Annotated in this window: 19 protein-coding genes and 1 other annotated feature; of the genes, 9 read left to right on the plus strand and 10 right to left on the minus strand. The window is 50.9% G+C overall.

The annotated features are described in order from the left end of the window. Positions 1–46: 46 nt before the first annotated feature. The 4 genes from AA74_RS01000000122405 (at position 47) to ugd (ending at position 5,807) form a co-directional block, all read left to right on the plus strand. Positions 47–1,375 carry a polymerase gene (locus AA74_RS01000000122405; RefSeq protein ID WP_071998377.1) on the plus strand — a complete coding sequence of 443 codons (1,329 nt, stop codon included), beginning with the start codon at positions 47–49 and terminating at the stop codon, positions 1,373–1,375. Positions 1,376–1,377: 2 nt separating this feature from the next. Beyond that, on the plus strand, positions 1,378–2,595 hold the full coding sequence (locus tag AA74_RS0121085; protein ID WP_025913287.1) for a transporter: 1,218 nt from the start codon (positions 1,378–1,380) through the stop codon (positions 2,593–2,595). Between the two features lie 411 nt (positions 2,596–3,006). Then, complete coding sequence (gene gndA / locus AA74_RS0121090; protein ID WP_025913289.1) at positions 3,007–4,413, plus strand: NADP-dependent phosphogluconate dehydrogenase; 1,407 nt, start codon at positions 3,007–3,009, stop codon at positions 4,411–4,413. A 227-nt stretch (positions 4,414–4,640) separates the two neighbouring features. Then, on the plus strand, positions 4,641–5,807 hold the full coding sequence (ugd, locus tag AA74_RS0121095) for a UDP-glucose 6-dehydrogenase (protein ID WP_025913291.1): 1,167 nt from the start codon (positions 4,641–4,643) through the stop codon (positions 5,805–5,807). A gap of 48 nt (positions 5,808–5,855) precedes the next feature. On the opposite strand, the gene AA74_RS0121100 is transcribed toward ugd, so the two are convergent. After that, positions 5,856–6,860 (minus strand): NAD-dependent epimerase, encoded by a 1,005-nt coding sequence (locus AA74_RS0121100; protein WP_025913292.1) that lies wholly within the window; start codon positions 6,858–6,860, stop codon positions 5,856–5,858. A gap of 190 nt (positions 6,861–7,050) precedes the next feature. Between AA74_RS0121100 and wzzB the strand changes: the two genes are divergently transcribed. Further along, positions 7,051–8,031 carry an LPS O-antigen chain length determinant protein WzzB gene (gene wzzB, locus AA74_RS0121105; protein ID WP_025913294.1) on the plus strand — a complete coding sequence of 327 codons (981 nt, stop codon included), beginning with the start codon at positions 7,051–7,053 and terminating at the stop codon, positions 8,029–8,031. 40 nt (positions 8,032–8,071) lie between these two features. On the opposite strand, the gene hisIE is transcribed toward wzzB, so the two are convergent. From hisIE to hisL, 9 genes are all read right to left on the minus strand, one after another. Beyond that, a complete protein-coding gene (gene hisIE, locus AA74_RS0121110; RefSeq protein WP_025913296.1) occupies positions 8,072–8,683 on the minus strand; it encodes a bifunctional phosphoribosyl-AMP cyclohydrolase/phosphoribosyl-ATP diphosphatase HisIE in 612 nt (203 codons plus the stop codon). After that, positions 8,677–9,453 carry an imidazole glycerol phosphate synthase subunit HisF gene (gene hisF, locus AA74_RS0121115; protein ID WP_023330862.1) on the minus strand — a complete coding sequence of 259 codons (777 nt, stop codon included), beginning with the start codon at positions 9,451–9,453 and terminating at the stop codon, positions 8,677–8,679. The genes hisIE and hisF overlap by 7 nt, the downstream gene beginning before the upstream one ends. Further along, on the minus strand, positions 9,435–10,172 hold the full coding sequence (gene hisA, locus AA74_RS0121120; RefSeq protein ID WP_025913300.1) for a 1-(5-phosphoribosyl)-5-[(5-phosphoribosylamino)methylideneamino]imidazole-4-carboxamide isomerase: 738 nt from the start codon (positions 10,170–10,172) through the stop codon (positions 9,435–9,437). Before hisA ends, hisF begins: the two co-directional genes overlap by 19 nt. Further along, positions 10,172–10,762 (minus strand): imidazole glycerol phosphate synthase subunit HisH, encoded by a 591-nt coding sequence (gene hisH, locus AA74_RS0121125; RefSeq protein ID WP_021241433.1) that lies wholly within the window; start codon positions 10,760–10,762, stop codon positions 10,172–10,174. Before hisH ends, hisA begins: the two co-directional genes overlap by 1 nt. Further along, on the minus strand, positions 10,762–11,829 hold the full coding sequence (hisB, locus tag AA74_RS0121130; protein WP_008499456.1) for a bifunctional histidinol-phosphatase/imidazoleglycerol-phosphate dehydratase HisB: 1,068 nt from the start codon (positions 11,827–11,829) through the stop codon (positions 10,762–10,764). Before hisB ends, hisH begins: the two co-directional genes overlap by 1 nt. Next, a complete protein-coding gene (hisC, locus tag AA74_RS0121135) occupies positions 11,826–12,887 on the minus strand; it encodes a histidinol-phosphate transaminase (RefSeq protein WP_025913302.1) in 1,062 nt (353 codons plus the stop codon). The genes hisB and hisC overlap by 4 nt, the downstream gene beginning before the upstream one ends. Further along, entirely contained in the window at positions 12,884–14,188 is a 1,305-nt protein-coding gene (gene hisD / locus AA74_RS0121140; RefSeq protein ID WP_023616235.1) for a histidinol dehydrogenase, read from the minus strand. The genes hisC and hisD overlap by 4 nt, the downstream gene beginning before the upstream one ends. 5 nt (positions 14,189–14,193) lie before the next feature. Next, positions 14,194–15,093 carry an ATP phosphoribosyltransferase gene (gene hisG, locus AA74_RS0121145; RefSeq protein ID WP_000886595.1) on the minus strand — a complete coding sequence of 300 codons (900 nt, stop codon included), beginning with the start codon at positions 15,091–15,093 and terminating at the stop codon, positions 14,194–14,196. A gap of 45 nt (positions 15,094–15,138) precedes the next feature. Next, positions 15,139–15,262, minus strand: a sequence feature (His leader region). Further along, complete coding sequence (hisL, locus tag AA74_RS1000000123515; RefSeq protein ID WP_001364200.1) at positions 15,238–15,288, minus strand: his operon leader peptide; 51 nt, start codon at positions 15,286–15,288, stop codon at positions 15,238–15,240. It overlaps the preceding feature by 25 nt. A 175-nt stretch (positions 15,289–15,463) precedes the next feature. On the opposite strand from hisL, the gene AA74_RS0121150 reads away from it, so the two are divergent. The 4 genes from AA74_RS0121150 to plaP all read left to right on the plus strand — a co-directional run bounded on the left by AA74_RS0121150 (position 15,464) and on the right by plaP (position 18,888). Then, positions 15,464–16,288 (plus strand): SDR family oxidoreductase, encoded by an 825-nt coding sequence (locus tag AA74_RS0121150; RefSeq protein WP_025913305.1) that lies wholly within the window; start codon positions 15,464–15,466, stop codon positions 16,286–16,288. A gap of 40 nt (positions 16,289–16,328) precedes the next feature. Further along, complete coding sequence (locus AA74_RS0121155) at positions 16,329–17,258, plus strand: LysR substrate-binding domain-containing protein (protein ID WP_021241428.1); 930 nt, start codon at positions 16,329–16,331, stop codon at positions 17,256–17,258. A 219-nt stretch (positions 17,259–17,477) separates the two neighbouring features. After that, complete coding sequence (yoeI, locus tag AA74_RS1000000123520) at positions 17,478–17,540, plus strand: membrane protein YoeI (protein WP_099458931.1); 63 nt, start codon at positions 17,478–17,480, stop codon at positions 17,538–17,540. After that, entirely contained in the window at positions 17,530–18,888 is a 1,359-nt protein-coding gene (gene plaP / locus AA74_RS0121160; RefSeq protein WP_008499462.1) for a putrescine/proton symporter PlaP, read from the plus strand. Before yoeI ends, plaP begins: the two co-directional genes overlap by 11 nt. Positions 18,889–18,932 lie beyond the last annotated feature (44 nt).

Genomic DNA, 18,932 nt, shown 5'->3' on the forward strand with positions numbered 1-18,932 from the left:
ATCTGATGCTTTAATAATCGTGCATGTTGGGAAGTATACAATTTCTATGAATGAGAATAGTTTAATAAACAATCACTTTAAAATAAGTGTGCGCTCAGCGTTTATATATTTCCTGCTTACTTTTTCTTTAATGTTGATTTTTTTGACAGTATCTGCAAGTGCCACATTTTATGAAACTGTAGAGGACATTTTTGCGACTTTTTGCGCTATTATTTTATTTGGTGAAATGCTCTATTTCTATATGCATAGAGTGAAGTATATCTCTTTGCAATTGTTGTTTGCTTTTGTATTCTCTTTGATTATAGGTATTCCTTCTTTTTATCTGTATTTTTTTAAACAAGCTTCCAATGGTTTTGAATTGACTTGTATATGGGGTATGTTAATAAATATAATACTCTATCTCACACCTATTAAAAGTGTTCACAGGCAACAAACAAAAGCCATAAATGGTTTATTTAAAACGATATTTCTCATTGTAGGTGCCTGTCAGTTAATTAAAGTTGTTTTTTATTTAAAGTTTATATTATCTTCAGGCTTAGGTCATTTAGCCATTTATACAGAAAGTGAAGAATTACTTGCAAGCACGCCTTTTCTTATACGTGCTATCAGTGGTTTTTCATATATAATGGCTTTAGCGGTCTTTTATTATAAGTCATCGAAGAAATATAAGGTGTTTGCATTTATTTTGCTTGCATCAGATCTTGTAATCGGAATAAGAAATAAATTCTTTTTTGCTTTTATCTGTATTATAATTCTCTCATTGTATTCAAACAGGAGAAAAATAACAGCGATATTCGCCAGAATATCCAAAATCCAATATTTATTAATTGGGTTTGTCGGGTTTTCAGTAATTTCATACATCCGTGAAGGATATGAAGTCAATTTTATTAGTTATCTAGGGATTGTACTTGACTCTCTGTCGTCTACGCTCGCAGGTTTACAAAATGTATACTCTTTGCCCGATGAAAAAGGTTGGGCATTACTCAATCCGATTACAATAATATCTCAAGTGCTTCCTCTTAGTGGTTTTGGCTTCATAAGTGATGCTCAAATTTATCATGAATATTCAACAATAGTGTTTGGGAATATTACTAACGGAATAGCTTTGTCATCTTCTGGGCTTCTTGAAGCAAGTATTATTAGTTTACATTTCAGTTTGTTTGTTTATCTTGCCTATCTATTGATTATGATTTCGATAATCCAAAAAGGTTTGAATAGTAATTATGTTATTTTTAACTTTTTTGCTCTGGTTATGATGACTGGTTTCTTCTACTCTGTACGTGGAGAATTAGTTTTGCCATTTGCTTATGTTTTAAAATCATTACCAATAATATTAATTGCAAACCTGTTGATTCAACTAAAAAGTAGAAATTGAAAATGTTAAAAGATATTCTTAGTGATGGTATCTTTGCGCTCTTTAATAAGATAAGTTATTTTGGGGCAAAAACACTCGCTATTGTGTTGATCACTAGAGAGCTTGGTGTTGATACAGGAGGCTCATTTATATTTTTAATAGGTACGCTCGAGATATTAAGAGTTGTATCTGATTTTGGTGTGGATATTTTTGTAATCAAGAAATACTCGGATGTAGAAAATCCTATTAAATTATTAAAAAAGGTATTCTTTCAAAAAGTATCCATCGGAATATTTGTCTCAATATTGTTTTTTGTAATCTCTTATGCATTTGGATACGATAGGGATATATATATTCCTATCTCTTTGTCATTGTTTTTTGCGCTTCTCTTTAACCTATCTAATAGCTACTTCCAATCACAAAATTTAAATAAGGCTTTATCTCCTTCTATAGCGTTAGCACTGGTTCTAACTTTTTTAAGTTACGGTGTTCAATTTATTTTAAAAATCCCTTTTACTGCATGGGATTATTTGCTTGCAGAAGGTTTTTTTGTATCGGCAGTTACAATTCATCTATTTAGAAAAGTGGGTTGGAAAAGCATCCGAGCTGAAGGGAAAATTACCCTGAAAGATGTATTTGTCTTGTATCGGCATACTGTGAGTATAGGCCTTAACGCCATGGTGGTGATTATTTACAGTAGATTGGATAATATATATATAAAAAATATAGTCCCTGAAGGTTTAGCTGCGTATGGACAGATTTTTCGTCTCGTAGATCCATTAGTAATGGTTTCATCATTGTTTTCTACTGTGGCTTATGCGAAGTTTAGTCGCATGGATTTAAGAAGTTACGGAAATATCACTAAAGTATATCCCTTTATCTACATGATAGTTGGATATATAACGTTAAGTACAGTATGTTACTATGCGGTTCTATCTTTCTTTGGTCGGTACATAATACTTGATAATGAAAATAACAACATAATGATACTCGGGTTTCTATTAATTGCCGGAATCAAATGTATGAATGGTGCATTAACATCAATCATCCAATCTCAGGGATTGTATCGTTTTGGTCTATATATCGCATTAATCTGTATGTTTATAGCTATTCCACTAATGTATATACTGGTTCATCAGTATGGTACAATTGGTGCAATTTTTACAATAGCTTCGGTGGAACTTACAAGTATGATTTTATTAGCTGTAAGTATTGGGTTGTTAACAAAGAAAAAAATCTGACTTCTTATTTTCGAGATTTTAATTGCAATGATATGTCTTTATTTTGCTTTGTAATGACATAATGACATGTTTCCTTTAATTGGTGCCTGGTTGAATATAATTGCATGACTTACAATTTATTTGATATCTTTGTTGGTTTTGATGTGTAGGGTGTTAACCAATTAAAGTGAGTGCTATAATGAGCCGAAATGCAATCAATTGTTAGGAACTCTATTGTGCTGGAATATGTCATTGATTATTTGTAATTTATTTTCAACTAAACCCCAAAGATCAGAACATCTATTTCTTAATATGCATTTTGTGTCATTATTGTAAAAATGATATTGCAAACGCTTTCTCTTCTCAGAAATATAAGATAGAATTTAAAGATTGTGCTTGCTCAATAATAATGTTACCTGACAGGAGTATGTAATGTCCAAGCAACAGATCGGCGTCGTCGGTATGGCAGTGATGGGGCGCAACCTGGCGCTCAACATCGAAAGCCGTGGTTATACCGTCTCCGTTTTCAACCGCTCCCGTGATAAGACCGAAGAAGTGATTGCCGAGAACCCAGGCAAGAAACTGGTTCCTTTCTATACGGTTAAAGAGTTTGTTGAGTCTCTGGAAACGCCTCGTCGTATCCTGTTAATGGTGAAAGCAGGCGCAGGTACCGATGCAGCTATCGACTCCCTGAAGCCTTACCTCGAAAAAGGTGACATCATCATTGATGGCGGTAATACCTTCTTCCAGGACACCATTCGTCGTAACCGTGAACTGTCCGCTGAAGGTTTCAACTTCATCGGTACCGGTGTATCCGGTGGCGAAGAGGGCGCGCTGAAAGGCCCATCCATCATGCCTGGCGGCCAGAAAGAAGCATACGAACTGGTTGCGCCTATTCTGACCAAAATCGCTGCTGTTGCAGAAGATGGTGAGCCGTGCGTGACTTATATCGGTCCGGACGGTGCGGGTCACTATGTGAAAATGGTGCACAACGGTATTGAATACGGCGATATGCAGCTGATTGCTGAAGCCTACTCCTTGCTGAAAGGTGGCCTGAACCTTTCTAACGAAGAGCTTGCTGAAACCTTCACTGAATGGAATAAAGGCGAGCTGAACAGCTACCTGATCGACATCACCAAAGATATCTTCACGAAGAAAGATGAAGAGGGTAAATACCTGGTTGATGTGATTCTGGATGAAGCAGCAAACAAAGGTACCGGTAAATGGACCAGCCAGAGCTCTCTGGATCTGGGCGAACCGCTGTCTCTGATCACCGAATCTGTCTTTGCGCGTTACATCTCTTCACTGAAAGAGCAGCGCGTCGCGGCATCTAAAGTACTGTCTGGCCCACAGGCTAAACCAGCAGGTGATAAAGCCGAGTTCATTGAAAAAGTGCGTCGTGCACTGTACCTGGGTAAAATCGTTTCTTACGCGCAGGGCTTCTCTCAGCTGCGTGCGGCGTCAGACGAGAACAACTGGGATCTGAACTACGGTGAAATCGCGAAGATCTTCCGCGCGGGCTGTATCATTCGTGCGCAGTTCCTGCAGAAAATCACCGATGCCTATGCTGAAAACGCCGGAATCGCTAACCTGCTACTGGCACCGTACTTCAAGAAGATTGCGGACGAATATCAGCAGGCGCTGCGTGACGTGGTTGCCTACGCTGTCCAGAACGGTATCCCGGTTCCGACCTTCTCTGCGGCAGTAGCCTACTACGACAGTTACCGTGCGGCAGTTCTTCCTGCAAACCTGATTCAGGCCCAGCGTGACTACTTCGGTGCGCATACCTACAAGCGTACCGATAAAGAAGGCGTATTCCATACCGAATGGATGGAATAAGTTAACGCACTCGCTGTCATTAAAACCCGGAGCCTGTCTCCGGGTTTTTTTATGCAAAAACTGCCGCCTGTTACTCGAAGTAGTCTGAATCTCATCACTCCTCGCAGTGATTACTCCTGGTTTGCCTTGACAGCTCAGTTTGCCAGGAGGTACAAAGCCCAACAGTTATGTTTATCGCGATGGCCTGGGGGCCATCAGTACAGTTAACTTACAGAAGTCATTAGCGAATGAAAATTACAATCTCCGGAACAGGATACGTCGGTCTCTCTAACGGCATTCTGATTGCTCAGAATCATGAAGTGGTTGCGCTGGATATCGTGCAGGCCAAAGTTGACATGCTCAATCAGAAGAAATCGCCGATTGTCGATAAAGAAATCCAGGACTATCTCAGCAATAAACCGCTGAATTTCCGCGCCACGACTGATAAAGAAGATGCATACCGCGATGCGGATTACGTCATCATTGCGACGCCTACTGACTACGATCCTAAAACCAACTATTTCAACACCTCAACGGTAGAAGCGGTAATCAAAGACGTTATCGCGATCAACCCTAATGCGGTGATGGTGATTAAATCGACCATCCCTGTCGGTTTTACCAAATCCATTAAAGAAAAATTCGGTATTGATAATATCTTCTTCTCGCCGGAATTCCTGCGTGAGGGTAGAGCGCTTTACGATAACCTGCATCCTTCGCGTATCGTTATTGGCGAACGTTCTGAGCGCGCTGAACGTTTTGCTGCGTTGCTACAGGAAGGGGCCCTGAAGAAAGATATTCAGGTGCTGTTTACCGACTCCACTGAAGCTGAGGCGATCAAGCTCTTCGCGAATACCTATCTGGCGATGCGAGTGGCTTATTTTAATGAGCTCGACAGCTACGCAGAAAGCCTTGGACTGAATACTCGCCAGATTATTGAAGGGGTGTGCCTCGACCCGCGCATTGGCAATCACTACAACAACCCGTCATTTGGCTACGGTGGCTATTGCCTGCCAAAAGATACGAAGCAACTACTGGCAAACTATCAGGCGGTGCCGAATAACCTCATCTCGGCGATTGTTGATGCCAACCGTACGCGTAAAGACTTCATCTCCGATTCTATCCTTGCACGTCAGCCGAAAGTGGTCGGTGTGTACCGTCTGATCATGAAGAGTGGTTCCGATAACTTCCGTGCCTCTTCCATTCAGGGGATCATGAAGCGTATCAAGGCGAAAGGTGTTGAGGTTATTATCTATGAACCTGCCATGCCGGACGATCAGTTCTTCAATTCACGCGTGATCCGCGATCTGGATGCCTTCAAAAAGGAAGCGGATGTTATTATCTCGAACCGAATGGCCGAAGAACTGGCTGACGTCGCTGACAAAGTCTATACCCGCGATCTCTTCGGTAGTGATTAAGTCTTTTCGTGATAAAAAAACCCGGCTGATTTGCCGGGTTTTTTATTTTCAGACGTTGTAAAACTCTCGGTACCAGTCAACGAAGTTCTTTACTCCGTCTTTGACTGAGGTTTGCGGTTTAAAACCTATCACGTCATACAGTGCTTTAGTGTCGGCGCTGGTTTCCAGCACGTCTCCTGGCTGGAGAGGCAGCATGTTTTTCTCTGCTTGTTTACCCAGCGCGTCTTCAAGCGCGGTAATGTAATCCATCAGCTCGACTGGTGAACTGTTACCGATGTTGTAAACACGATAAGGCGCTGAACTGGTTGCCGGTGAGCCAGTCTCAACGGTCCAGTTTGGATCTGACTGAGGAATTATATCCTGCAGACGAATAATGGCTTCAGCGATATCATCAATATACGTAAAGTCGCGCTTCATCTTACCGTAGTTATAGACATCAATGCTTTTGCCTTCAATCATCGCCTTGGTAAACTTAAACAGCGCCATGTCCGGGCGTCCCCACGGACCGTATACGGTAAAGAAGCGCAGCCCAGTTGTCGGCAGGTTGTAGAGATGCGAATAGGTGTGCGACATCAGCTCATTGGCTTTTTTGGTCGCGGCATAAAGCGAAACCGGGTGATCCACGGAATCGTCAGTGGAGAAGGGCATCTTGCGGTTGAGGCCATATACGGAGCTGGATGAGGCATACAGCAGATGCTGAACGTTGTTATGGCGGCAGCCTTCCAGCACGTTGAGGTGGCCGATAAGGTTGGCGTCCGCGTACGCATGGGGGTTTTCCAGGGAGTAACGAACACCCGCTTGAGCGGCCAGATGAATCACACGATCAAACTTCTCAGCAGCGAAAAGCGCAGCCATGCCTTCACGGTCTGCTAACTCCAGCTTGTGAAAGGTGAAACGCTCTGATTTCAACAGTTCCAGGCGCGCCAGCTTAAGGCTTACATCGTAGTAGTCATTGAGGTTATCGATACCAACAACCAGATGCCCGGCCTCAAGGAGGCGTTTACTAACATTTGCACCGATAAAACCGGCTGCGCCCGTGACTAAAAATTTCATAGCTTCCCTCATAACCCTATTCTTACAGATGCCATAATGCATCGCATGGGGTCTATGATAGCGCGAAGGATGTAAGTTACATAACCCATCTTTCCGATATTACTCATCGGATTCTTATAGAAAAATCGACAGTATTCGATAAACTATGCAAACTTAATTATGGTACCCCTCTTTATGTGTTAGGGATTGTATGACGCAAATTAACAATAGTCAGGTTTCTTCAGGTAATGAACCTGAGCAAATTGATTTACTCGATCTGGTGTTACAGCTGTGGCGTGGGAAGTGGACAATAGCAATCTTTGTGGTTGTATTTATTGCCCTGGCGGTTGGATATCTTTCAGTTGCAAAGGAAAAATGGACCTCAAACGCGATTATTGCGCAACCTGATGCCGCGCAGATTGCAACCTATTCCAACGCATTGAACATTCTCTACGGCAGCGCTGCGCCGTCAATGCTTGATATTCAAACTCGCGCGATTGGCCGTTTTAACTCTTCATTCTCGGCATTATCTCAGGCGCTTGAAAATCAGGAGGAACCTGAGAAACTAACTATAGCGCCGGCTGTGACTGGACAGCCCCTCCCGCTCAGTATTTCCTATACCAGTACATCAGCAGAAGCTGCTCAGAAACAATTGGCACAGTTCATCCAGGAAGTAGATGAGCAAACGGCGAAAGAGCTTGCCGTAGACCTTAAAGACAATATCAAAGAGCAGATCAAAACCCTGAATGATTCCCTGCAAAACCAGGAGAAGGTCGCGCAGGAACAAAAAGATCTGCGTATCAAACAGATTGCTGAGGCACTGAAAAACGCTGAGGCAGCGAAAATTACTTCGCCACAGCTCCAGCAAACCCAGGATGTCACACAGGAAACATTATTCCTGCTTGGCAGCGAAGGGCTTAAATCGATGATTGACAACGAAGCATCGCGCCCACTGGTTTTCCCCACCGCCTATTATCAGACCAGGCGAAATCTCTTGGACATCCAGAATCTGAACGTAAACCCGGACACAATCCACGTCTATCGTTACGTTATGAAGCCGGATCTTCCTGTCCGCCGTGACAGCCCGAAAAAAGCCGTGATTCTGGTTCTCGCCGTGCTACTTGGCGGAATGATTGGTTCAGGTGTGGTACTTGGCCGTAACGCCTTACGAAACTACAAACCAAAAGCCTGATTTGCAGATTAAAAAAAACCGGGGATATACCCCGGTTTTTTTATTTGTGACGTTTGCGAAGGTTTTCTATCACCGCCGTCAAATCCAGCTCCTGATCCTGCAGCAGCACCAGCAGGTGATACATCAAGTCAGACGCTTCGTTCGTCAGCTCCTCGCGGTCATGCACGGTCGCGGCCAGTGCCGTCTCAACGCCTTCTTCACCCACCTTCTGCGCAATACGCTTGGTTCCGCTGGCGTACAGCTTCGCGGTATAAGAACTCTCCGGATCTGCCGATTTACGCTCCGCCAGCAGCTGCTCCAGTTGGTACAGGAACAGCCACTGGTGACTCGCCTCACCGAAGCAGCTGCTGGTGCCCTTATGGCAGGTCGGACCGATGGGGTTTGCCAGCACCAGCAGGGTGTCGTTATCGCAGTCCGGCGTAATGCTGACCACGTTCAGGAAATGGCCCGAGGTTTCGCCTTTGGTCCACAGGCGCTGTTTCGTGCGCGAGAAAAAGGTCACTTTGCCACTGTCGATCGTTTTCGCCAGCGCGTCCTGGTTCATATAGCCCAGCATCAGCACTTCGCCTGAGACGGCATGCTGGACAACTACCGGCAGTAATCCGTCCGTTTTTTTCCAGTCCAGCTGCGCCTGTTGTTGCTCTGTTAACATACCCTGATCTCCACGCCCTGGTCGGCCAGGTACGTTTTTAACTCACCAATATTAATAATCTGTTTGTGGAACACGGAAGCGGCCAGCGCGCCGTCCACGTTCGCATCGCGGAAGGCTTCGAGGAAATGTTCCATGGTGCCCGCGCCGCCGGAGGCAATCAGCGGAACGTGGCAGACCGCACGAACTTTTTTCAGCTGCTCGAGATCATACCCGTTACGCACGCCGTCCTGGTTCATCATGTTGAGGACAATCTCGCCCGCGCCACGCTTCTGCACTTCCTGCACCCAGTCGAGCGTTTCCCACTGCGTCACGCGCGTGCGGCTTTCATCCCCCGTGTACTGGTTGACGTGATACTTGCCCGTTGCGGCGTCATACCAGGTGTCGATCCCAACCACAATACACTGCACGCCAAAACGATCGGCGAGGCGGGTAATGAGCTCCGGGTCGGCCAGGGCAGGGGAGTTGATGGAAATCTTGTCGGCACCAAACGAGAGAATTTTGGCGGCGTCGTCGGCGGATTTAATCCCGCCCGCCACGCAGAACGGAATATCGATCACTTCCGCTACGCGCGCGACCCAGCTTTTGTCGACTACGCGGCCATCGCTGGACGCGGTAATATCGTAGAACACCAGTTCGTCTGCGCCTTCATCGGCATAGCGTTTTGCCAGCGGGACGATGTCGCCAATGATCTCGTGGTTGCGGAACTGCACGCCTTTCACGACCTGGCCGTCACGTACGTCCAGGCAAGGGATTATCCGTTTTGCCAGCATTGAATCGCCTCCGTCACCGTAAATTTACCTTCCAGCAGGGCCCGGCCCACAATCACGCCCTGTACGCCCGTTCCGCGCAGCGCGGCAATATCGTTTAAATCACCAATTCCGCCCGAAGACTGGAACGCTACCTGCGGATAACGCGCGCAGATCTCTTCATACAGCGAGACGTTGGAGCCCGCCAGCGTGCCGTCACGGGAGATGTCCGTGCACAGCACGTGCTTAAGGCCAACGGGCAGATACATCTCGACCAGCGCCTCCAGCGTCACGCCGGAGTTTTCCTGCCAGCCGCTGACCGCCACCTGCTTATTACCCTGTTCGTCAATGCGCACGTCCAGCGCCAGCACCAGCGCGTCGGCGCCAAAGCGGCGGAACCAGCCCTTCACCGTCTCAGGATCTTTGACGGCGGTTGAACCGACCACCACGCGCGCCACGCCCGCATCCAGCAGCGCGGCAACGTCATCTTCCGTACGCACGCCGCCGCCAACCTGTACCGGCACATCAACACCGGCAACCAGATTTTTAAGCAAAGGGATCTGGCGTTTTGCCGGGTCTTTCGCGCCCGTTAAATCCACCAGATGCAGCACCTGTGCACCCTGAGCGGCATACTCCTGCAGGCGCGGCAGCGGATCGTTTCCGTAGTCGCGCTGTTGACCGTAATCGCCCTGATGAAGACGGACAACCGTGCCGTCAATTAAATCTAACGCGGGAATAATCATCACATCTCCAGGAAGTTTTTCAGCAGCTGCGCGCCCGCGGCGCCCGAGCGCTCCGGGTGAAACTGTACGCCGAAGAAATTGTCTTTCTGCACGGCTGCGGTAAACGCCTCGCCGTAAGTGCACTGGGCGATGGTATTGACGTTCACCGGCATGGCGTAACTGTGCACGAAGTAAAAGTACGCACCGTCTTCAATGCCGCGAAACAGCCGGTCGCCCGCTTTGGCGTACACACGGTTCCAGCCCATATGCGGCAGAGGCAGACCGTGGTCGGTCATTTTCGGCACGTCTTCGTCGATAATGCCCAGCAGGTCAACGCCGTTGCTCTCTTCGCTGCGGCGGCCCAGGATCTGCATACCCAGGCAAATGCCCAGCACCGGTTGGGTACAGGCTTTGATCAGATCGACCAGCTCGCGCTCGCGAATCTGATCCATCGCCGCCTGCGCAGTGCCTACGCCCGGCAGAAATAACTTGTCGGCACGCAGCACCACGTCCGGGTCACGGCTAACCACCGGTTCGTAGCCGTGGCGGGTGATGGCCGACTTTACGGAGTTCAGGTTGGCGCATCCGGTATCCAGAATCACCACGTTCATTACAGCACTCCTTTTGATGAGGGCAGGGCGTCGCCTTCCACGCGAATTGCCTGGCGCAGCGTGCGGCCGAAGGCCTTGAAGAGACTCTCCACGCGGTGGTGGTCGTTCTTGCCTTTGGTCTTCAGGTGCAGCGTCAGGCCCATGGTGTAGGACAATGAACGGAAGAAGTGCTCCACCATTTCGGTGCTCAGATCGCCCACGCGCTGGTAATTGAAGTCTGCTTTGTATTCCAGATGCGGACGACCGGAGATATCCATCGCGCAGCGCGCCAGACACTCGTCCATCGGCAGGACAAAGCCAAAACGGTTGATGCCGCGTTTATCACCGAGCGCCAGCTTCAGGGCTTCACCCAGCGCCAGGCCGGTATCTTCCACGGTGTGGTGATCGTCAATATAGAGGTCGCCTTTTACCGCGATCTCCATGCGGAAACCGCCGTGGGTGGCAATCTGGTCCAGCATGTGGTCGAAGAAACCCACGCCGGTGTGGATCTTGCTGCCGCCTTCGCGGTCCAGCCAGACCTTCACATCAATTTGCGTCTCTTTGGTGTTGCGTTCAACGTGCGAGTAGCGGTCACGTTTTGTCAGCTGCTCGCCAATCATCGCCCAGTTAAGGTTGATGCGGTCATAGCGCAGCCCCGCGATGCCCATGTTCTCCGCCAGCGTAATATCGGTGATGCGATCGCCGATAACATAGCTGTTGGCCTTATCCAGCACATCCTCTGCCAGATAGCGCTCGACCAGCTTCACCTTTGGCTTCCGGCAGTCACACTCGTCGGCTGGCATGTGCGGGCAAATCAGCACTTCATCAAACACCACGCCCTGCGAGGTCAGCACCTGCATCATTAAATTATGCGGGCCGTCAAAGTCTGCCTGCGGGAAGCTGTCGGTACCCAGACCGTCCTGGTTGGTGATCATCACCAGCTTGTACCCGGCTTTTTGCAGCTTAAGCAGCACCGGGATCACGTCAGGTTCAAACGCCAGCTTGTCGAATCGGTCGACCTGAAAATCAGCTGGGGGCTCCGAAATAAGGGTGCCGTCACGATCGATGAAAAGGATCTTCTGGGTCATACTTTCTCCGCTTTCAGGGCGTCAATCACGCGCAGGCTCTCTGCACGGGTGCCGACGGTAATGCGCAGGCATCCGCTCAGAGAGGGTTGTTTATTCTGGTCTCGTAAGATAATGCCCTGATCCCATAAAGATTTAAATACGGCGCTGGAAGCGGTAAAGCGCACCAGGATGTAGTTGGTTTCTGAGTCGAATACCTGTTCCACGCACGGGATATCCTTCAGGGCGGTCACCAGGTACTGACGTTCCTCCAGGATTTGCGCCACGCGCTCGCGCATCGCGTTAATCCCCTGAGGCGTCAGCGCCTGTGCCGCAATATCGGCAACCGGCGTCGAGAGGGGGTACGGGGCGATCACCTTCAGCAGCAGGTCGATGACCTCTTTATTTGCCAGCGTGAATCCGCAGCGCAGACCCGCGAGAGCAAAGGCTTTTGACAGCGTACGCAGTACCACCAGGTGCGGGTACTCTTCCAGCCAGCCTGCCAGCGTCGCCTGCGGGCAGAACTCGATGTAGGCTTCGTCCGCGACCACCAGGGCTTTACCGCGCGTCATCTCCAGCAGGGTACGGATATCCTGCGGGTTAATAATCTGCCCGGTCGGGTTGTTTGGGCTACAGACAAACACCACTTTTACGCCGTCGAGATTGTCGGCAATCCCCTGCAGATCCAGCTGCCAGTTCTCCAGTGAGAGCACGTTGCGGCACGCCACCCCGAAGGTTTCCGCGCTGACGCTGTACATGCCGTAGGTCGGCTGGCAGTACATTACCGCGTCTTTGCCCGGCTCGCAGAAGGCGCGGATCAGCAGTTCAATGCCCTCATCCGCGCCGCGACTGACCAGCACCTGCTCTGGCTTCACGCCAGCGTACTGCGCGTAGTTCTCAATAACCGCCTTCGGCTGACACTCCGGATAGCGGTTCAGCGTCTGCTGCGACAGCTCAAACTGCACCGCCGTAGGATATTCGTTGGCGTTCAGCCAGACATCCCCTTTACCGCCCAGACGACGCGCAGACTGGTAAGGCGTCAGGCGACGGACATTTTCGCGGGCTAATTCTTCAATGTTCATGCTTGCTCCTTCAGGGCTGCAACGCGCAGCGTAACGGCGTTTTTGTGAGCGGTCAGGCGCTCGGCGGCGGCCAGGGTTTCAATGGTGGACGCCAGCGAGGCAAACCCTTCGCGGGAGAGCTCCTGCACGGTCATGCGTTTCTGGAAATCCGCCAGCCCCAGGCTGGAACAGGTTGAGGTATAGCCATACGTTGGCAGCACGTGGTTGGTGCCGGAGGCGTAATCGCCCGCGGATTCCGGTGACCAGTCGCCGAGGAACACCGAGCCCGCGCTGGTAATGCTGTCGACCAGATCGCGCGCATTGCGGGTCTGAATAATCAGGTGCTCCGGACCGTACTGGTTAGAAATGGCAATGCACTGCGCCAGATCGCGCGCCACAATCAGACGGCTGGCCGCTAACGCCTGGCGTGCCGTGTCGGCGCGGGGCAGGTCGGCAAGCTGACGCTCCACGGCTTCGCCCACGCGTTTCGCCATATCGGCATCCGGCGTCAGCAGGATAACCTGCGAGTCCGGGCCGTGTTCCGCCTGGGAAAGCAGGTCAGACGCGACGAAATCCGGCGTGGCGCCGCTGTCGGCAATCACCAGCACTTCAGACGGGCCGGCAGGCATATCGATGGCCGCGCCGTCCAGACGCTGGCTGACCTGACGCTTAGCCTCGGTCACATACGCATTGCCAGGGCCAAAGATTTTGTCGACCTTGGGAATGGATTCCGTGCCGAACGCCAGGGCGGATATCGCCTGCGCGCCGCCCACTTTATAGACCGCCTGCACGCCGCACAGCTTCGCCGCGTACAGGATCTCGTCGGCAATCGGTGGCGGCGAGCACAGCACCACTTTCTGACACCCGGCAATGCGTGCGGGAGTCGCCAGCATTAGCACGGTGGAGAAAAGCGGGGCAGAGCCGCCGGGAATATAGAGGCCGACGGACGCAACCGGGCGCGTCACCTGCTGGCAACGCACGCCGGGCAGGGTTTCGACATCCACGGTCTGCAGCTTTTGCGCGGTGTGGAAGGTATCAATGTTTTTCACCGCGACGGCCATCGCCTGCTTGATGTCATCCCCCAGGCGATTGCTGGCATCAATGATTTCCTGCTCGGTAACCTGCAATGCGCCGACGTCCGTCTTATCAAACTTCGCGCTGTATTCGCGCAACGCGTCATCGCCGCGGGCTTTGACGTTATCCAGGATCTCCGCCACGGTACGTGAGATGCTCTCGGAAGCGGAAATCGCCGGGCGCATCAGCAGCTCACGCTGCTGTGCGTCGCTACAGGTATTCCAGTCGATGATTGTGTTAAAGCTCATGGCCATTACTCCATCATCTTCTCAATCGGCAGCACCAGGATGGAGCTTGCGCCCAGCGCCTTCAGTTTTTCCATGGTTTCCCAGAACAGGGTTTCGCTGCTCACCATGTGCATCGCCACGCGCTGCTGATCGCCTGCCAGCGGCAGGATGGTTGGGCGCTCGGCGCCCGGCAGCAGGGCAATCACTTCATCCAGACGCTCGGTTGGGGCGTGCATCATGATGTATTTGGATTCACGCGCCTGAATCACGCCCTGAATACGGGTCAGCAGCTTGTCGATCAGCTGCTGCTTAGCGTCGGCCATCTCGCCGTCACGCTGGATCAGGCACGCTTTGGAGCGGTAGATCACCTCCACTTCGCGCAGACCGTTCGCTTCCAGCGTCGCGCCGGTAGAGACCAGGTCACAGATGGCGTCCGCCAGACCCGCACGCGGCGCCACTTCAACAGAACCGTTCAGCAGACAGGATTTAAACTGCACGCCTTTCTGATCCAGATAGCGCTTTAACAGGTGAGGGTAGGAGGTGGCGATACGTTTGCCGTTCAGCGCGGCCGGGCCGTCCCAGGCTTCATCAACCGGCGTCGCCAGCGACAGGCGGCAGCCGCCGAAGTCCAGACGACGCAGGGTGAAGTAACGCGGGTCTTCGCCCTGCGCGCGGCGGGTCAGCAGCTCTTCTTCCAGCACGTTTTCGCCGATGATGCCGAGGTCAACGACGCCATCCATGACCAGGCCGGGAATATCGTCATCACGCACGCGCAGAATGTCGATGGGCATGTTTTCAGCCAGAGCAATCAGGCGCTGGGTGTGCAGGTTGATTTTAATCCCGCAGCGGGCCAGCAGTTCGCGTGAATCGTCACTTAAACGGCCTGATTTTTGAATAGCTATGCGTAAACGTGAGTTATCTAACATTCTTTATTCCTCGTTAACCTGTTTTAACCTGTCTGAATTCGGTCCAAAAAAAAGCCCCCGGAAGAAGATCTTCCGGGGGCTTTTTCATGCGTTCATGCACCACTGGAAGATCCAAACGTCTTCCAGCACACATCGCCTGAAAGACTAGTCAGGATGATGGTGATGATGGTGGTGTTTAAATTGAACGCGTGTCATATAAATTCTCGATGAATGCTTATTCATTTGATGTCTTTTAACCTAAACCAGTTGTGCGACATATTGCAAGGGCTTTTTTTGATCATTAATTCATTTCATATTGATGCTATGAATTGTGTGTTCTGCCGGGCTGGCGTAGCCTTATGAAAGACGAGTGAGAGTCAGGAGAATTCGCATGAAAAAGGTCGCGATTGTCGGTTTAGGATGGCTGGGAATGCCGCTGGCGATGTCATTAGCCGCGAAAGGCTGGCAGGTGACCGGGAGCAAGACCACCCGAGATGGGGTCGAAGCGGCGCGCATGTGCGGTATTGAGGGCGTTGAACTGCGTCTGGAGCCGGAACTGGTGTGTGATGCGGACGATCTGGACACGCTGATGAACGTCGATGCGCTGGTGATTACGCTACCCGCGCGGCGCAGCGGCCCGGGTGAATCATTTTATCTGCAGGCGATGCAGGAGATAGTTGACAGCGCGCTGGCGCATCACGTACCGCGCATTATTTTTACCAGTTCGACGTCGGTCTATGGTGAGGTTGAGGGCGTAGTGAAAGAGAGTTCCGAGCGCCGTCCCGTTACCGCGAGCGGTCAGGTCCTGAAAGAGCTGGAAGACTGGCTGCACAATCTTCCCGGCACGCAGGTCGATATCGTTCGTCTGGCGGGGCTGGTGGGCCCTGGCCGCCATCCGGGACGCTTCTTTGCCGGAAAGACTGCGCCGGACGGCCAACATGGCGTGAATCTTGTCCATCTTGAGGATGTTATTGGCGCAATTGAGCTACTCTTACAGGCTCCGAAAGGCGGACACATCTATAATATATGTGCACCGACTCATCCGGCGCGCAGCACCTTTTACCCGCTGATGGCACGTCAGCTGGGCCTGGCTCCGCCGGTCTTTGGTGAGGCAAAAGATGGCAGTAAAGGCAAAATTGTTGATGGCAATCGCATTTGTCATGAGCTGGGGTTTGAGTATCAGTATCCCGATCCGCTGGTGATGCCCATGGAATAAGTTCCGCAGCGGAGACGATCGCACACCAGAAGGGGGCGACATGAAACCGCTGCTGGATGTTCTTATTATTCTGGATGCACTGGAAAAAGAGGGGAGCTTTGCCGCTGCGTCGGCAAAGCTCTACAAAACCCCTTCGGCCCTGAGCTATACCGTCCAAAAACTGGAAAGCGACCTCAATATCCAGATCCTCGATCGCTCCGGGCACCGCGCACGCTTTACCCGCACCGGACAGATGCTGCTGGAAAAAGGCCGCGAAGTCCTCCATACCGTTCGTGAACTCGAAAAACAGGCCGTCAAACTGCATCAGGGATGGGAAAACGAGCTGGTGATTGGGGTGGATGACACCTTTCCGTTCTCTCTCCTGACGCCGCTGATTGAAATGTTTTACCAACATCACAGCGTCACCCGGCTTATTTTCATCAACGGCGTGCTGGGCGGTTCCTGGGATGCCTTAACCCAGGGCAGGGCGGACATTTTTGTCGGTGCATTGCATGAGCCTCCCCAACTCAGTGAATTTGGTTTTGCCCGCCTTGGCGTGCTGGAGCAGGTATTTGCCGTGGCGCCTCATCATCCGCTGGCTCAGGAGCCCGAGCCGCTTAACCGCCGCGTGATTAAAGGCTACCGCGCGATTGTAGTGGGTGACAGCTCTCGCCCGGAATGTGCGGTCTCCTCGCAGCTGCTTGATGAGCAGGAAGCGATTACCGTTTTCGACTTTAAAACCAAGCTTGAGCTGCAAATTAGCGGTCTGGGCTGCGGCTATTTACCCCGCTATCTGGCGCAGCGCTTTATTGACAGCGGTGCGCTTGTTGAAAAACAGGTACTTGCTCAAAACAGCCATGAATCGGTGTGGGTGGGCTGGAATGAACAGACCGCCGGGCTGGCGAGTGCCTGGTGGCGGGACGAAATTTTAGCAAATAGTGCTATCGCTGCTGTATATGCTCAGGGCAGCGTCGAGAAATCAGCCAGTTAGCAAAAAGAAAATGACCCGGTGCGTTGCAAAGTATTGCCTTTTGTATCCGATGTGGGGCAAAATGCCGCCGCTGCAACCAAATGAATAATCGACGATATAAAAGGCGTCGGTTATTTTTTTTTGCATGTACGAAACGAAACTAAAAACCAAGAGGCCGGGCTTCGTACCGGATAGATATTTACTAAAATCCGACAGTTGTTGTCGCTGAGGAAGAAAGAAATGGGGCAATTTTTCGCTTACGTGGCGGTTATCACCGTAAAGGAGAATAACTATGTCGCATAACGCAACTCCAAACACCTCTCGCGTGGAATTACGTAAAACGCTTACGTTGATTCCGGTTGTTATGATGGGCCTGGCCTATATGCAACCGATGACGCTGTTTGATACATTCGGTATCGTATCAGGCCTCACAGACGGTCATGTGCCAACGGCATATGGCTTCGCGCTGATTGCGATCCTCTTTACCGCGCTGAGCTACGGTAAACTGGTGCGTCGCTATCCGTCTGCGGGTTCCGCCTACACCTATGCCCAGAAATCCATCAGCCCGACGGTTGGCTTTATGGTGGGCTGGTCTTCGCTGCTCGACTATCTGTTCGCGCCGATGATCAACATTCTGCTGGCAAAAATCTATTTTGAAGCGCTGGTGCCGTCGATTCCCTCGTGGATGTTCGTCGTGGCGCTGGTGGCCTTTATGACGGCCTTTAACCTGCGCAGCATCAAGTCTGTCGCCAACTTTAACTCCGTTATCGTTGTGCTTCAGGTTGTCCTGATTGCGGTTATTCTTGGCATGGTGATTTACGGCGTATTCCACGGCGAAGGCGCGGGCACCCTGGCGAGCAGCAAGCCGTTCTGGTCTGGTGATGCGCATGTTATCCCGATGATTACCGGGGCAACCATTCTGTGCTTCTCCTTTACCGGTTTTGACGGGATCAGCAACCTGTCTGAAGAAACCAAAGATGCAGAGCGCGTAATTCCTCGTGCCATCTTCCTGACGGCGCTGATTGGCGGTCTGATCTTTATTTTCTCGACCTATTTCCTGCAGCTGTACTTCCCGGATATCTCTCGCTTCAAGGATCCGGATGCGTCTCAGCCGGAAATTATGCTGTACGTGGCGGGTAAAGCGTTCCAGGTCGGCGCGCTGATCTTCTCCACCATCACCGTGCTGGCGTCCGGTATGGCCGCGCATGCAGGCGTTGCGCGTCTGATGTACGTAATGGGCCGCGATGGCGTATTCCCGAAAAGCTTCTTCGGCTACGTGCATCCAACCTGGCGTACCCCGGCGATGAACATTATCCTGGTCGGTGCGATCGCGCTTCTGGCGATTAACTTTGACCTGGTGATGGCAACGGCGCTGATTAACTTCGGTGCGCTGGTGGCGTTCACCTTTGTTAACCTGTCGGTTATCTCTCAGTTCTGGATCCGTGAAAAGCGTAACAAGACGCTGAAAGATCACTTCCAGTATCTGTTCCTGCCGATGTGCGGTGCCCTGACCGTGGGCGCGCTGTGGGTTAACCTGGAAGAGAGCTCAATGGTGCTTGGCCTGATTTGGGCGGGTATCGGTCTGGTTTACCTGGCCTGCGTCACGAAGAGCTTCCGTAACCCGGTTCCGCAGTACGAAGACGTCGCGTAAGACTGTGTCGGGTGGCGGCTATGCCTTACCCGACCTCCATAACC

Origin of the sequence: Enterobacter sp. 5-4 (genome assembly GCF_000612205.1) — a bacterium.
GTDB classification, from domain to species: domain Bacteria; phylum Pseudomonadota; class Gammaproteobacteria; order Enterobacterales; family Enterobacteriaceae; genus Enterobacter; species Enterobacter roggenkampii.